Origin of the sequence: Massilia sp. DWR3-1-1, assembly GCF_049898325.1 — a bacterium.
Lineage (GTDB): Bacteria > Pseudomonadota > Gammaproteobacteria > Burkholderiales > Burkholderiaceae_D > JAFCUW01.
The window spans coordinates 115870-130145 of the sequence record NZ_JAFCXL010000005.1 but is presented as its reverse complement, the minus strand read 5'-3'; the positions used below and the strand labels follow the sequence as shown (position 1 = coordinate 130145).

At 63.8% G+C, this 14276-nt stretch carries 13 protein-coding genes; 6 read left to right on the top strand and 7 right to left on the bottom strand.

Annotated elements, in window-relative coordinates; translation table 11 throughout:
- Positions 1 to 26: 26 nt before the first annotated feature.
- The 6 genes from ACP7EY_RS07145 to ACP7EY_RS07120 all read right to left on the bottom strand — a co-directional run bounded on the left by ACP7EY_RS07145 (position 27) and on the right by ACP7EY_RS07120 (position 7473).
- A complete protein-coding gene (locus ACP7EY_RS07145; RefSeq protein ID WP_426191890.1) occupies positions 27 to 953 on the bottom strand; it encodes a Tim44 domain-containing protein in 927 nt (308 codons plus the stop codon).
- A gap of 10 nt (positions 954 to 963) precedes the next feature.
- Entirely contained in the window at positions 964 to 1698 is a 735-nt protein-coding gene (gene ubiE, locus ACP7EY_RS07140) for a bifunctional demethylmenaquinone methyltransferase/2-methoxy-6-polyprenyl-1,4-benzoquinol methylase UbiE (RefSeq protein ID WP_426191888.1), read from the bottom strand.
- 231 nt (positions 1699 to 1929) lie between these two features.
- A complete protein-coding gene (locus ACP7EY_RS07135; RefSeq protein WP_426191886.1) occupies positions 1930 to 2346 on the bottom strand; it encodes a gamma-butyrobetaine hydroxylase-like domain-containing protein in 417 nt (138 codons plus the stop codon).
- Between the two features lie 7 nt (positions 2347 to 2353).
- Complete coding sequence (locus tag ACP7EY_RS07130; RefSeq protein ID WP_426191884.1) at positions 2354 to 2788, bottom strand: HIT family protein; 435 nt, start codon at positions 2786 to 2788, stop codon at positions 2354 to 2356.
- A gap of 2 nt (positions 2789 to 2790) precedes the next feature.
- The gene (locus ACP7EY_RS07125) at positions 2791 to 6810 is read right to left on the bottom strand and encodes a DUF3683 domain-containing protein (protein WP_426191882.1); all 4020 of its coding nucleotides are present in this window, start codon (positions 6808 to 6810) and stop codon (positions 2791 to 2793) included.
- 171 nt (positions 6811 to 6981) lie between these two features.
- Positions 6982 to 7473, bottom strand: coding sequence for a YqaA family protein (locus ACP7EY_RS07120; RefSeq protein ID WP_426191880.1), 492 nt, complete (start codon positions 7471 to 7473; stop codon positions 6982 to 6984).
- A gap of 194 nt (positions 7474 to 7667) precedes the next feature.
- On the opposite strand from ACP7EY_RS07120, the gene ilvA reads away from it, so the two are divergent.
- From ilvA to rapZ, 6 genes are all read left to right on the top strand, one after another.
- Positions 7668 to 9200: a threonine ammonia-lyase, biosynthetic gene (ilvA, locus tag ACP7EY_RS07115; RefSeq protein ID WP_426191878.1), complete on the top strand. Its 1533-nt coding sequence runs from the start codon at positions 7668 to 7670 to the stop codon at positions 9198 to 9200.
- A gap of 19 nt (positions 9201 to 9219) precedes the next feature.
- Positions 9220 to 10065 carry an NADPH-dependent 7-cyano-7-deazaguanine reductase QueF gene (queF, locus tag ACP7EY_RS07110; RefSeq protein WP_426191876.1) on the top strand — a complete coding sequence of 282 codons (846 nt, stop codon included), beginning with the start codon at positions 9220 to 9222 and terminating at the stop codon, positions 10063 to 10065.
- 203 nt (positions 10066 to 10268) lie between these two features.
- Positions 10269 to 10751, top strand: a complete 483-nt coding sequence (locus tag ACP7EY_RS07105; RefSeq protein ID WP_426191874.1) for a PTS sugar transporter subunit IIA — start codon at positions 10269 to 10271, stop codon at positions 10749 to 10751.
- A gap of 64 nt (positions 10752 to 10815) precedes the next feature.
- The gene (gene hprK / locus ACP7EY_RS07100) at positions 10816 to 11751 is read left to right on the top strand and encodes an HPr(Ser) kinase/phosphatase (protein ID WP_426191872.1); all 936 of its coding nucleotides are present in this window, start codon (positions 10816 to 10818) and stop codon (positions 11749 to 11751) included.
- A complete protein-coding gene (locus ACP7EY_RS07095) occupies positions 11751 to 12146 on the top strand; it encodes a PPC domain-containing DNA-binding protein (protein ID WP_426191870.1) in 396 nt (131 codons plus the stop codon). Before hprK ends, ACP7EY_RS07095 begins: the two co-directional genes overlap by 1 nt.
- A gap of 68 nt (positions 12147 to 12214) precedes the next feature.
- Positions 12215 to 13078, top strand: coding sequence for an RNase adapter RapZ (rapZ, locus tag ACP7EY_RS07090; RefSeq protein WP_426191868.1), 864 nt, complete (start codon positions 12215 to 12217; stop codon positions 13076 to 13078).
- Between the two features lie 15 nt (positions 13079 to 13093).
- Here the strand turns inward: rapZ and ACP7EY_RS07085 are convergent, their stop codons facing one another.
- Entirely contained in the window at positions 13094 to 14182 is a 1089-nt protein-coding gene (locus ACP7EY_RS07085) for an enoyl-CoA hydratase/isomerase family protein (RefSeq protein ID WP_426191866.1), read from the bottom strand.
- Positions 14183 to 14276 lie beyond the last annotated feature (94 nt).

The following is a 14276-nucleotide window of genomic DNA, read 5'->3' as shown; positions in this document are numbered from 1 at the left end:
GCGTGTGGGCGGCCCGGCAAAATAGATCAGGACAATTGCTGGATACCGGCCAGCACCCAGCCGCCATTGCCGGCGACGTTCTTCGACATATTCCACACCTCGGCGAACGGCTCCGGCGCGGCCGTCGGGGCCGCCTTGATCATGCCGGTGAACTTGACGCTGGCCAGGTACTCGTTGCCGATCGTTTCGATGCCCAGCAGTTCGCCATCGATGGTGACGACGTCCGTGAAATCGGCGCTGGCGCCCCGTTCCTGGATTTGCATTTTCAGCTCGGCAAATATTTCCGGCGTGGTGAATTCGCGCAGGTCGTTGGTGTCGGCCTTGTCCCAGGCCGCTTGCATGCGGATGAACGAGGACTTGGCATGGCGCAGGAAGGCGGCGCTGTCGAAGTCGGCAGGCACGCCAAATTGGGCGGCAGGGGCGTAAGCGCCGCCCGAGGCGGGCGCCTCAAAGGCGGCCGGCTGGGCCGGGACGTAGGGCTGGTTCAGGCCGGAGCCGATTTCCGGCGTGCCACCGGCGGGCAGCGGGCTGTCGAAGGGCTTGAAGCCGCCGGCCGCGGGCGCCGCGGCATTTTTGCGGCTGAACATGCGGTAGATAAAGAACACGGCGCCGGCCAGCAAGGCGATCATCAGGATCGAGCTGATGGCCGAGGCGATGGCGCCGCCCAGGCCGAAGTGCGACAGCATGGCGCCCAGGCCCAGGCCCAGCAGTGCGCCGCCCAGCATGCCTTTCCAGCGCGAGGCCGGTTTTGGCACGGCGGCGGCCGGTGCGGCTGCCGGCGCGGGCGCGGCTTGCTGGCGCTGCACGGGCGCGGCCGGTGCGGCCTGCTGGCGGGTGACCGACTGCGATTGCCGGCCGATCGAGCGGCCGCCGCCCATGGGCTTGGCGACCACTTCAGCGACCATCGACGTCATGGTCACGGCGATCATCATGCTGGCTAAAAATTTTTTCATCGTTGTCATCCTAGAGTTTGATGCCGGTGTGGAGTGCGGCGACACCGGCCGTGAGATTGTAATAATCGACGCGCTCGAGGCCCGCCTCTTCCATCATGGTTTTCAGGGTTTCCTGGTCCGGATGCATGCGGATCGATTCGGCCAAATAGCGGTAGCTGTCGGCGTCGCCGGCGATCTTCTGGCCCAGCCACGGCAGCACGGAAAACGAGTACAGATCGTAGGGCTTTTGCAGGGGCGCCGCCACCTTGGAAAACTCCAGCACCAGCAGCTTGCCGCCCGGTTTCAGGACGCGCCGCATTTCGGCCAGCGCCTGGTCCTTGTGCGTCATGTTGCGCAAGCCGAAGGCCACGCTGACCCGGTCGAAATAATTGTCGGGAAATGGCAGTTTTTCGGCGTCACACAGCAAGGTGGGGGTCATCAAGCCCTTGTTCAAGAGGCGGTCGCGGCCCACGCGCAGCATCGACTCGTTGATGTCGGTGAGCCAGACTTCGCCCGTCGGCCCCGCCTGCCTGGCGAAGGCCTTGGCCAGGTCGCCCGTGCCGCCGGCAATGTCGAGCACCTTGAAGCCGGGGCGCACGCCCGCCTTGGCGATCGTGAAAATCTTCCACGCCCGGTGCAGGCCGGCCGACATCAGGTCATTCATGACGTCGTACTTGGCCGCGACAGAGTGAAACACTTTGGCGACTTCGTGGACCTTGTCGTCCTCGGAGACGGTTTTGTAGCCGAAATGGGTGGTATTGGTCATGGTCTGCAGCCCGTTAATGTTGACTGCATTATACAAGGCGCGTGCTGGCGCGCCCGCCCCCGTGATTTAGTGCCTATCTCAGTAGAGGGGAGGAAGCGGATGGCGATGACTGGCAAGCGCGGGCTAGGCGCGAGGAGGCGGCATGGCTAGCCATGCAACGACGAGCAACGCCGCCCCCGCTTGCCAGGCGCGGCAGCAGCGACTCCAATCTACTGGGATAGGCACTTGGGCTTAACCGCAGCTTTTTGCCTTGGTCGGTGCGCCGGCAATGGCGGCGCCTGGTGCGCGCCCCGTGTCGCCGGCGAAACCGGCTTCTTCCAGCAGGCGCAGGTAGTCGGCCCACAAGGCCCCCTGCTCCGTGCCCAGCTTGTATAAATACGCAAACGTGTACAGGCCGCTGTCGTGGCCGTCCGAAAAAGTGGGCTTGACGGCGTAGTTGCCGACCGGCTCGAGCGCCGTCATGCCCACCTCGCGCTTGCCAAGTTGCAGCACTTCCTGGCCGGCGCCGTGGCCTTTGACTTCGGCCGAGGGCGAGTACACGCGCAGGTATTCGAACGGCAAGGTGAACGCGGCGCCGTCATCGAAGGCGATGTCGAGCAGGCGCGATTGCTGGTGGACGGTCAGATCGGTAGGAATTGGATTGCTCATAGTGGACTCATTCTATCGTCATGCGGCGGATGATCTCCGCGCGCAGTTGGGGCAAGTGCGCGCGCCGTTCGGCCAATACGGCCTCGGCGGTGGTGCGCACGGGGCTGGCCCACACGGGGGCAGGAAAATGGGCGTCGTCAAGGTAACGGGGAATGATGTGCCAGTGCAGGTGCGGCACCACGTTGCCCAGGCTTGCCACGTTGATTTTCAAGGGGCGCATCACCGCCCGCACGGCCAGCTCGACGCGGTGGACGGCATCGTTCAGGGCCAGCCGGTGGGCGTCGGCCAGGTCGCTCATTTCGCGCACATGGTCGTGCCAGATGACGCGCACGAAACCTGGATACGCAGCATCATCGACCATGATCACGGAAAAAAGTTCATTGCGCCAGACGGGAACGCTGCCCGACTGGCTCAACTCACACAATTCGCACGGAGCGGCCATGGTCACACCAGCACCCGCTCGATGCCGCCGTTGTTGGCGCGCGCCACATACTCGGGCATCCAGTTCTCGCCCAGCAGGTGTTTGGCCATTTCCACCACGATATAATCGGCCGTGGCGCCCGCGTCGTGCTTGTAGCGGCTCAAGCCTTGCAGGCAGGATGGGCAACTGGTGAGGATTTTCACTTCACCGTCGAAACCGTCGGCGCGCAGCTTGGCCGCACCCTTTTCCATTTCGTCCTGCTTGCGGTAGCGCACCTGGGTGGCGATATCGGGCCGCGAAATACCGAAGGTGCCCGACTCGCCGCAGCAGCGGTCGTTCTTCTCGATTTTCGTGTTGTCCACCGTCGACACCAGCGCATTGACGGTCTTGACGGAGTCCTGCAGCTTCATGGGGTTGTGGCAGGGCTCGTGATACATATAGCGGGTGCCGCTGACGCCTTCGAGGCGCATGCCCTTCTCGAGCAGGTATTCATGGATGTCCATGATGCGGCAGCCGGGGAAAATCTTGTCGAACTCGTAGGTCGCCAACTGGTCGTAGCAGGTGCCGCAGGACACCAGCACGGTCTTGATGTCGAGATAATTGAGCGTGTTGGCCATGCGGTGGAACAGCACGCGGTTGTCCGTCATCATCTTGTCGGCCTTGTCGAACTGGCCCGCGCCCCGCTGCGGATAACCGCAGCACAGGTAGCCCGGCGGCAGCACGGTCTGCACCCCCACTTCCCACAGCATCGCCTGGGTGGCCAGGCCCACCTGCGAAAACAGGCGCTCGGAGCCGCAGCCAGGAAAATAAAACACCGCTTCCGTGTCCGCATTGGTCAACTTCGGATTGCGGATGATGGGGATGACTTTATCGTCCTCGATGTCGAGCAGCGCCCGCGCCGTCTTTTTCGGCAGGTTGCCCGGCATCTTCTTGTTAATGAAGTGGATCACCTGCTCGCGCACGGGCGCCTTGCCGGTCGACGGCGGCGGCGCGGCGACCTGCTTGGCGGCAAATTTGCGCAGCAAGGTGTTGCCCATGCGCTGGGCCTTGAAGCCGATGCCCGTCATGACGGCGCGCGCCGCGTTGATCGTGGTGGGATCGGTGGCGTTGAGGAAGAACATGGCGGCCGCATTGGCCGGCTTGAAACTCTTCTTGTCCATCTTGCGCAGCAAATTGCGCATGTTCATCGAGACGTCACCGAAATCGATGTTGACGGGGCACGGCGTGACGCACTTGTGGCACACCGTGCAATGGTCGGCCACGTCTTCGAACTCTTCCCAGTGGCGGATCGAGACGCCGCGCCGGGTTTGCTCCTCGTACAGGAACGCTTCGATCAGCAGCGAGGTGGCGAGGATCTTGTCGCGCGGCGAGTACAGCAGGTTGGCGCGGGGCACGTGGGTGGTGCAGACGGGCTTGCACTTGCCGCAGCGCAGGCAGTCCTTGATGCTGTGGGCAATCGCGCCGATATCGCTTTGCTGCATGATCAGCGATTCGTGGCCCATCAGGCCGAACGAGGGCGTGTAGGCGTTGGTCAGATCGGCCTTGACGCCATCGAGATTGAGCAGCTTGCCCTTGTTGAAGCGCCCTTCCGGATCGACCCGCAATTTGTAGTCGCGAAATTCACTGATTTCCTCTTCCTTGAGGAACTCGAGCTTGGTGATGCCGATCCCGTGCTCGCCCGAAATGACGCCATCGAGCGAACGCGCCAGCGCCATGATGCGCTCGACCGCCTGGTGGGCGTCCTGCAGCATGGCGTAGTCGTCGGAATTGACGGGCAAGTTGGTGTGCACATTGCCGTCGCCCGCGTGCATGTGCAGGGCGACGAACACGCGCGAGCGCAAGACCTTGGCGTGGATGGCGTTCAATTCGTCAAGAATGAGCTTGAAGGCGGCGCCATTGAAAATCTGCCGCAGGGGCACGCGGATTTCCTGCTTCCACGACACCCGCACGGTGCGGTCCTGGACGATGTCGAACACGCGCGCGGCCGGTTGCGCATCGAGGCGCTGCTCGAACGCGGCGGCCAGCTCCTGCAAGCCAATCTGATACATTTCCTGGCGACTTCCAGCCAAATCTGTATCGAGATGGTCGAGCAACCACTGCCAGCGCAGCTGCGCCCCGGCCAGGATCGCCTCGGCCTGCTGCACGCGGTCGCCCAGCATTTCTTCGACGCCGATGGTTTCGCCGGTGGCGTCGTCGCTCTTGCCGACCGGCAGGTTGCCGCCATTGACGAAGGCGCGCAATTGCTCGACGAGCTTGAGCTTGTTGCGGATCGACAGTTCGATGTTGATGCGCTCGATGCCGTCCGTGTATTCGCCCATGCGGTTGAGGGGAATGACGACGTCTTCGTTGATTTTAAAGGCGTTGGTGTGCTTGGCGATGGCCGCCGTGCGGGCGCGGTCGAGCCAGAATTTTTTGCGGGCTTCGGCGCTGACGGCGACAAAGCCTTCGCCCACGCGCGTGTTGGCCAGGCGCACCACTTCCGAGGCGGCGATGGCCACCGCGTTTTCATCGTCGCCGACAATGTCGCCGAACAGCGCCATTTTCGGCAGCACGGCCCGCTTGGACTTGGTGGCATAGCCGACCGCGCGCAGGTAGCGCTCGTCCAGATGTTCCAGGCCCGCCAGGCGCACGCTGGCAAACTGCGCGCCGCCCGTTTTCGGCAGATTGTCGAGGTAGTCCTTGATTTCGACGATGGACGGAATGGCGTCGCGCGCCTGGCCGAAAAACTCCAGGCAGACGGTGCGGGCGTGCGCGGGCATCTTGTGCAAGATCCAGCGGGCCGAGGTGATCAAGCCGTCGCAGCCCTCTTTTTGCACGCCCGGCAAGCCGGACAGGAACTTGTCGGTGACGTCCTTGCCCAGGCCTTCCTTGCGGAACTTGCTGCCCTGGATGACCAGGGTTTCCGTCTTGAACGGCGCGCTTTTCGCTTCGCCCTTGGCGTTCGGGTGCGTCCAGTCGAGCCGGAACGTGGCGACGGGTGCGTCGTGGATTTTCGACAGATTGTGGTCCATCCGCGTCACGTCGAGCCAGTCGCCGTTGGGGTCGACCATTTTCCACGAGGCCAGGTTGTCCAGCGCCGTGCCCCACAGCACGGCCTTCTTGCCGCCCGCATTCATGGCGATATTGCCACCGATGCAGGACGCTTCGGCCGACGTGGGGTCGACGGCGAACACGAAGCCGGCCCGGTCGGCGGCGTCGGAGACGCGCTTGGTGACCACGCCGGCACCCGAATAAATGGTGGCGTAGTCGCGCTCGACGCCGGGCAGGCGGGTCATTTCGACGGGGCCCAGGTCGATCAGCTTTTCCGTGTTGATGACGGCCGACATGGGCGTCAGGGGAATCGCGCCGCCCGTGTAGCCGGTGCCGCCGCCGCGCGGGATGATGGTCAGTCCCAGCTCGATGCAACCGGTGACGAGACCGGCCATTTCATCTTCGTTGTCGGGCGTGAGTACCACGAACGGGTATTCGACGCGCCAGTCGGTGGCGTCGGTGACGTGCGAGACGCGCTTGATGCCATCGAAGCGGATGTTGTGCTTGTCCGTGTAGCGGCCCAGCACCTTGACGGCGCGCTTGCGCAGGTCGTAGGTGGCGCGGAACTCGGCGCCGAAGTCGTCGACGGCCTTGCGGGCGGCCGCCAGCAGGCGTTCGACGGCGGCGCTGCGGGCGGCGGCCACGGCCGGATCGGCCTCGCTGACATCGACGGCCAGGCGGCGTTTATCGACCTCGGCCAGGCGGTGATGGAGGGCGTCGATCAGTTCGGCGCGCCGCTTCGGGTTGTCCAGCATGTCGTCCTGCAGGTACGGATTCCTGCGCACCACCCAGATATCGCCGAGCACCTCGTAGAGCATGCGCGCCGAACGGCCCGTCTGGCGCGAGCCGCGCAATTGATCGAGCAATTGCCAGGCGTCTTCGCCCAGCAGGCGGATGACGATTTCGCGGTCGGAAAACGAGGTGTAGTTGTAGGGAATTTCGCGCAAGCGCGTTGTCGACGGGCCGTGCGGCGCATCGGACAGGAGGGCCTGGATCTGGACTGGGGCGTTCATGGAGTGGTGGCGTGTGGGCTGGCCCGGGGACGCTTATTCTAGCGTATTGCGCTGCACCACGCTGGACGACAGGCCGAAGCAATGAGACTGGAACGAAGTGCCGACAACCTAAAATTCGGCAAAAATGACGATGACCGAAGGAAGCTGCGGCAGGAAGCCTTGATCACGGGCCTAGGAGATCAGCTCGCCCAGTTTTTTCCACACCCCGTCTGGCACGTACAGCAACAAACACGTCATGCTCACATAGCGGGCAAACTTGCCGACGGCCATGTAGCCGACGCTGGGCCAGAACGGCATGTGCAGCCAGCCCGCCATCGTGCACAGGGGGTCGCCGATGCCGGGCACCCACGACAACAACATCGTTTTCGGGCCATAGCGCTCGAGCCACAAGAACCAGCGCGTCTTGCGCTCCTTGGCGAAGGCCACCTTGGCGCGGTAGCCGAGAAAATAGTCGAAGGCGCCGCCCAGCGTGTTGCCCAGCGTGCCCACCAGGATGGCCGACCAGAACAGATCGGGATTGGCCTTGACGACGGCGAACACGGCCGGCTCCGAGCCCAGCGGCAGCAAGGTGGCGGAAATGAAACTGACAATAAAAATCGACGACAAACCCACCGCGGGGGCGGCGACCAGCTTCAATAGCCAGATTACGGCAGATTCGATCATCAGGAAGGAGGCCGGGAGCCGCTGCGGGGAGGCGTCTATTATAATGAGGAAAACTCCATGCAACGACACGATACGCCGAGCCTGCCAACCGGGCCCTGCCTCGCACTGCCAGACCGGTCATCCGCCGCCCTGCGCAGTCCTGGTCAACAATGTTCCTGCCAATTGTCCACAGACTGCCGAGACCGCCCCGCCCTATGACCATCGATTACCTGAAGAAAATCCTCACCTCGCGCGTCTATGACGTCGCCCAGGAAACCCCGCTGGAACTGGCGCCATCGCTGTCGCAGCGCTTCGACAACCGCATCTATTTCAAGCGCGAGGACATGCAAAGCGTGTTCAGCTTCAAGCTGCGCGGGGCGTACAACAAGATGGCGCAACTGTCGCCCGCCCAGCTCAAGCGCGGCGTCATTTGCGCCTCGGCCGGCAACCACGCCCAGGGCGTGGCGCTGTCGGCCGCCAAGCTGGGCTGCCGCGCCCTGATCGTCATGCCCACCACCACGCCGCCCGTAAAAATCGAGGCCGTGCGCGAACGGGGCGGACCGAACGTGGAAATCGTGCTGTTCGGCGACTCCTACACGGACGCCTACAACCACGCGCTCACGCTCGAACGCGAGCAAAGCCTGACCTTCGTCCACCCCTTCGACGACCCCGACGTGATCGCCGGCCAGGGCACCATCGGCATGGAAATACTGCGCCAGCACGCGGGGCCGATCCACGCCATCTTCGTCGCCATCGGCGGCGGCGGCTTGATTTCGGGCATCGGCGCCTACGTCAAGGCGGTGCGCCCGGACATTAAAATCATCGGCGTACAAACGCTCGACTCCGACGCCATGGCGAAAAGCCTGAAGGCGGGCAGCCGGATCACCCTGCCCGACGTCGGCTTGTTTTCCGATGGCACCGCGGTGCGCCTGGTGGGCGAGGAAACCTTCCGGGTGGCCCAGCAGGTCGTCGACGAGATCATCATCGTCGACACGGATGCCATCTGCGCCGCCATCAAGGACGTGTTCCAGGACACCCGCAGCATTCTTGAACCGGCCGGCGCCCTGGCCGTGGCCGGCGCCAAGGCCTACGTCGAGCGCGCCGCCATGTCCAGGCAGCCCATCGCGGGCCAGACCCTGGTGGCCATCGCCTGCGGCGCCAACATGAACTTCGACCGCCTGCGCTTTGTCGCCGAGCGGGCCGAACTGGGCGAAGCGCGCGAAGCCGTGTTCGCCGTCACCATGCCGGAAGAACGGGGCAGCTTCCGCCGCTTTTGCCAGCTGGTGGGACCGCGCAATGTCACCGAATTTAATTACCGGGTCAGCGACCAGGCCCAGGCCCACGTGTTCGTCGGCATCCAGATCGGCAAGCGCAGCGAGTCCGGCCTGTTGGCGCGCACGTTTGAACAGCACGACTTCAAGACGCTCGACCTGACCCACGACGAGCTGGCGAAATTGCACATCCGCCACCTGGTGGGCGGCAAGAGCGCGCTGGCCCATGACGAGTTGCTCTACCGTTTTGAATTTCCCGAACGGCCGGGCGCCCTCATGCGCTTTCTCGACAGCATGGCGCCGAACTGGAATATTTCGCTGTTTCACTACCGCAACCAGGGCGGCGATGTGGGCCGCATCCTCGTCGGCTTGCAGGTGCCGGCCGAAGAAATGGACGATTTCCGTCGCTTCCTCGCCAGCCTGGGCTACCGCCACTGGGACGAGACGGCCAACCCCGTCTACAAGCTGTTCCTATAAATACATGTAAAGTTGATCGATGATTCCAGATACCGCCGCCGGCACCCCGGCCGACTCTCCGCTCGGCAAGAGCGCCGCCTACCGCAGCGATTACGCGCCCGAGTTGCTGTTTCCCATCGCCCGCCAGGACAAGCGCGATGAGCTCAGCCTGACGGGCACGCTGCCGTTTTTCGGCGTCGATATCTGGAACGCCTACGAGGTGTCGTGGCTGAACATGCGCGGCAAGCCGCAGGTGGCCATCGCCACCATCACGGCGCCCGCCGACAGCCCCAACATCATCGAATCGAAATCGTTCAAGCTGTACCTGAACTCGTTTAACCAGACCCGACTGGCCAACCAAGAGGCCCTGCTGGCGCTGCTGCGGGAAGACCTGGCGGGCGGCTTCGGCGCGCCCGTGCAGGTGAGCCTGGTGTTGCCGGACCAGTTCGACCAGCTCCGGATGGGCGAACTCGACGGCCTGCTGCTCGACCGCCTCGACCTGGAAATCGACAGCTATGCACCGGCGCCGCACGTGCTCACGGCCCGCTTCGACGGCGCCCCCGTGGAAGAAAAGCTGCTGTCGCACCTGCTCAAATCGAATTGCCTGGTCACGGGGCAGCCCGATTGGGCCAGCGTACAAATTCATTATGTGGGCCCCCAGATCGACCAGGAAAGTCTACTGCGCTATCTGATAGGTTTCCGCGAGCACAACGAATTCCACGAACAATGTGTCGAACGCATCTTTGTCGATATCCTGCGCGCCTGCAAACCGCAAAAACTGGCCGTGTATGCCCGTTATACCCGGCGCGGGGGGCTTGATATCAACCCATGGCGTACCAACTTTACCAGTGGGCGCCCACCGAATTTGCGTAACGCGCGGCAATAAAAGGGCAAAATTGGCTGTTTTTTGATCGCGCGCAAGCGCAGTTTGCTGCGCCGTTGACCTTGACCGCAGGCGGGCCTAGTCTCAACCTTCACGCCGACCGTTGTTGTATCGTTGCACTGTGATAAATGCCATGCGGGGGCCCGCAAACAGGCCTATAATTCCGGCTCGCAAGTCACTGTGCCCAGAGCACGATTTCTAGTGTCATGACCAATCTTAGCAAAATCTTATCCCTTGAGAATGTCCAGCTTGATCTCGAAGTGTCCAGCAAAAAGCGGGCATTCGAACAGGCGGGCCTGATTTTCGAGAACAATTGCGGCATCGCCCGCTCGACCGTCTCCGACAACCTGTTCGCCCGCGAACGGCTGGGATCCACGGGCCTCGGTCATGGTGTTGCCGTGCCGCACGGCCGTATCAAGGGCAGCAAGAGCCTCAAGTCGCCGCTGGCCGCCTTCGTGCGCCTGCTCGAACCGATTCCGTTCGAGTCGCCCGATGGCCAGCCTGTCAATTTGCTGTTCTTCCTGCTCATTCCCGACCACGTTACCCAGCAGCACCTGGAAATTCTGTCGGAAATCGCCGAAATATTCTCCGATGACGCCATCCGCACGGCCTTGTCGACGGAAAACGACCCCCGCGCCGTCCATTCCCGCATTATCAATTGGCAACCGAGCCTGCAAGCCTTGGGTTAAACTTCTTTCGTGCCGGCCGCCCTGCCTCCCTACACTGCCGGTCTTGACTGAATGAAGACCTTCCATGCTGCAATCCCCGCTGACCATTCAACGGCTGTACGACGACAACCGCGAAAGCCTGCAACTGGGCTGGTTCGCCGGCTTTCCCGGCGGCGAGCGCCTCATTTCCGGTGACGTCGCCTCGGCCGCCGACCAGGTCGGCCACCTGAACCTGATCCACCCGGGCCGCATCCAGGTCTTCGGCCACCAGGAACTGACCTATTACCACCGCCTCAAATCGAATTCGCGCAGCCACGTCATCGGCGAACTGATCGCCGGCGGCCCGCCCGCCCTGATCATCGCCCAGGGGCTCGACACCCCGCCCGACATCCTCGCCATCTGCGACGAGCAGAACATTCCCCTGTTTTCCACCCCGCTGCCGGCGGCCCAGGTGATCGATTACCTGCGCGTGTACCTGTCGAAAAAGCTGGCGCAACGGATCATCATGCACGGCGTGTTCATGGACGTGCTGGGCGTGGGCGTGCTCATCACGGGTGACTCCGGGCTGGGTAAAAGCGAACTGGGGCTCGAACTCATTTCGCGCAGCCATGGCCTGGTGGCCGACGACGCCGTCGAGTTTTCCCGCATCGCGCCCAACATGATCGAGGGCCGCTGCCCGCCCCTGCTGCAAAACCTGCTGGAAGTGCGGGGCCTGGGCCTGCTCGACATCAAGGCCATTTTTGGCGAAACGGCGGTGCGCCGCAAGATGCGCCTGAAACTGATCGTGCACCTGGTGCGCCGCAGCGCGCTGGAAGAGGAAGCCGAGCGCCTGCCCTTCCTGTTCCCCACCGAAGACGTGCTCGGCTTGCCGGTGCGCAAGGTGGTCATTCCCGTGGCGGCCGGCCGCAACATCGCCGTGCTGCTCGAAGCGGCCGTGCGCAACACGATCTTGCAATTGCGTGGCATCGACACCTTGCAGGAATTCATGGAACGCCAGCGCCAGGCGATGAGCGGCGACTGATGGACCTGCTGCCCATGCGACTGGCGCCGGGCGCCGACCTGCGGCGCGCGCTCGAGGCGGCCGGCGCGGGCGGCGCCTTCGTCGTCTCGGCCATGGGCAGCTTGCGCGATGTGCAATTGCGCTTCGCGGGCGCGGCCCAGCCGACCTTGCTGCCGGGCGACTTCGAAATCGTCTCGATGGCGGGCGCCATCACCGCCGAGGGCGCCCATTTGCACATGGCGGAGGCGGACGCGGCTGGCGCCGTGTTTGGCGGCCACGTCGTGTATGGCAACCTGGTGCGCACCACGGCGGAAGTGCTGCTCGCGCCCACCCCGGGCTGGCACTTGGCGCGCCAGTTCGATCCCGCCACCGGCTATGCCGAACTGGTGGTGCGCGCCGCCGACCCGGGCGCCTGAGCAAGCGCACTGAGCATTAAATCGGGGCCTGGCTGCGACTTCGGCCCCGCATGCGGTATCATCGCCCCATGCGCATTGTTCTCATTTCAGGTATTTCAGGCTCCGGTAAATCGGTCGCCCTCAACGTTCTCGAAGACGCCGGCTATTATTGCGTCGACAATCTGCCGCCCGCCTTGCTGGCGCCGCTGGTCGATACCCTGCTGGCCGAAGGCGTGCCCAGCGTGGCCGTCGCCGTCGACGCGCGCAGCTCCGAGTCGCTGGTCGAATTGCCCGTCAATGTGGCCGAACTGAAGGCCCAGGGGCACGACGTCAAGGTCATGTTCCTCACCTCGAATACCCATTCGCTGGTGGCGCGGTTTTCGGAAACGCGGCGCAGCCATCCGCTGTCGCACCAGTTGCGCCCCCAGGAAAATCCGGCGTCGCGGCGCACCCTGATCGAATGCATCACCGAAGAGCGCGAGCGCCTGTCCGCCATCGAACAACTGGGACTGGTCATCGACACCTCGGACTTGTCGGCCAATAAACTGCGCGCCTGGATCAAGGAGCTGGTGGCCCTCGAACGGGCGCCGCTGACGCTGTTTTTCGAGTCCTTCGCCTTCAAGCTGGGCGTGCCGCTCGACGCCGACTTCGTGTTCGACGTGCGCGCCCTGCCGAACCCGTATTACGACATTACCCTGCGTCCCTTGACAGGCATGGACGCCCCCGTGATCGCCTTTCTCGATGCCCAGCCGGCCGCCAGCGAGCTGTTGGAAGACATCCGCGCGTTCATCGAAAAATGGCTGCCCTCGTTCAAGACGGACAACCGCAGCTACCTGACGGTGGCGCTGGGCTGCACGGGTGGCCAGCACCGCTCGGTGTACATGGCCGAGCGCCTGGCGGCGTATTTCGGCCCCACCGAACGGGTGGTGCTGCGCCACCGCGAGCAGGCGTAGCGCAGGCCCGGTGATTTAGACGCCCAGATCGCGCAAGGGATGGGCGCGCGCCGGCCACGGCGAGGCGAAAAACTGCGCGACCATGGCATCGCTGACGGCGTCGAGGGTGGGCGGATTCCAGCGGGGCGCATTGTCCTTGTCGATCACCAGCGCGCGGATGCCCTCGAGCACTTCGCCATGCTCGAAATTACGCCGCACCAGGATGCGCTCCATGCGCAGGCAGTCGGCGAGGTCCAGTGTGGCTCCCCGATTTAACAATTCCAGCGTCACTTTCAGCAGCAGCGGCGAGCGCTTGCGCATGGCGGCCAGGGCTTTTTGCATGGGCTCACTGTCATCCTTCTCCAGCGAGGCCATGATCGCTTCGATCGTGGGCAAGCTGAAATGGCGGTCGATGGCGGCGCGCTGGTCTGCCAGCGGGGCGACGCCGGCGGTGCTGCGCAGCGGCGCGGCGAAGGCGGCGACGGCCTCGCGCAATTGCGCGCCCGGCGTGCGCTCAATCAGTTCGAGCAGCGCCGGCATGGTGGCCTGGGTGACGAAGGTGTCGGCCAGGCCGCAATACAAGGCGTCGGCGGCGCGCACCGTCAAGCCCGTCAAAGCCAGGTAGTAGCCCAGTCTGCCGGGCGCATGGCTGAGAAAATAACTGCCGCCCACGTCGGGAAACAGGCCGATGTTTACTTCAGGCATGGCCAACTTGCTGCCGTCGGTGACCACCCGCAGGCCCCGCTCGCGGTGCGCTTCCGACACGCCCAGGCCACCGCCCATGACGACGCCGTCCATCAGGGCGATATAGGTTTTCGGGTAAAAGTGGATCAGGTGGTTGAGGCGGTATTCCTCGGTAAAAAAATCTTCCAGCGACGCGCTGCCGCCCGTGGTGGGCAAGGTGCCGACATCGTAAAAATACCGGATGTCGCCGCCCGCGCACAAGGCCTTGTCGGTGCTGCTGCGCAGGACCACGGCGTCGATCGCGGCGTCGTCCTGCCAGGCCAGCAGCGCATCGGTGAGCGCGCGGATCATGTCCAGCGAGAGCGAATTGAGGGTGCGCGGGCGGTCCAGCGTGATGATGCCGGTGCGCACAGCGATGCGGGTCTTGACGAAGTCGGTCATGGCGTGGGGACTGGAATAAAACGCCTATTTTAGCAGTCGCCCCGCGCACAAGCGGCCGCCCCAATGACAAGGGCGCCTTGACGGCGCCCTCATC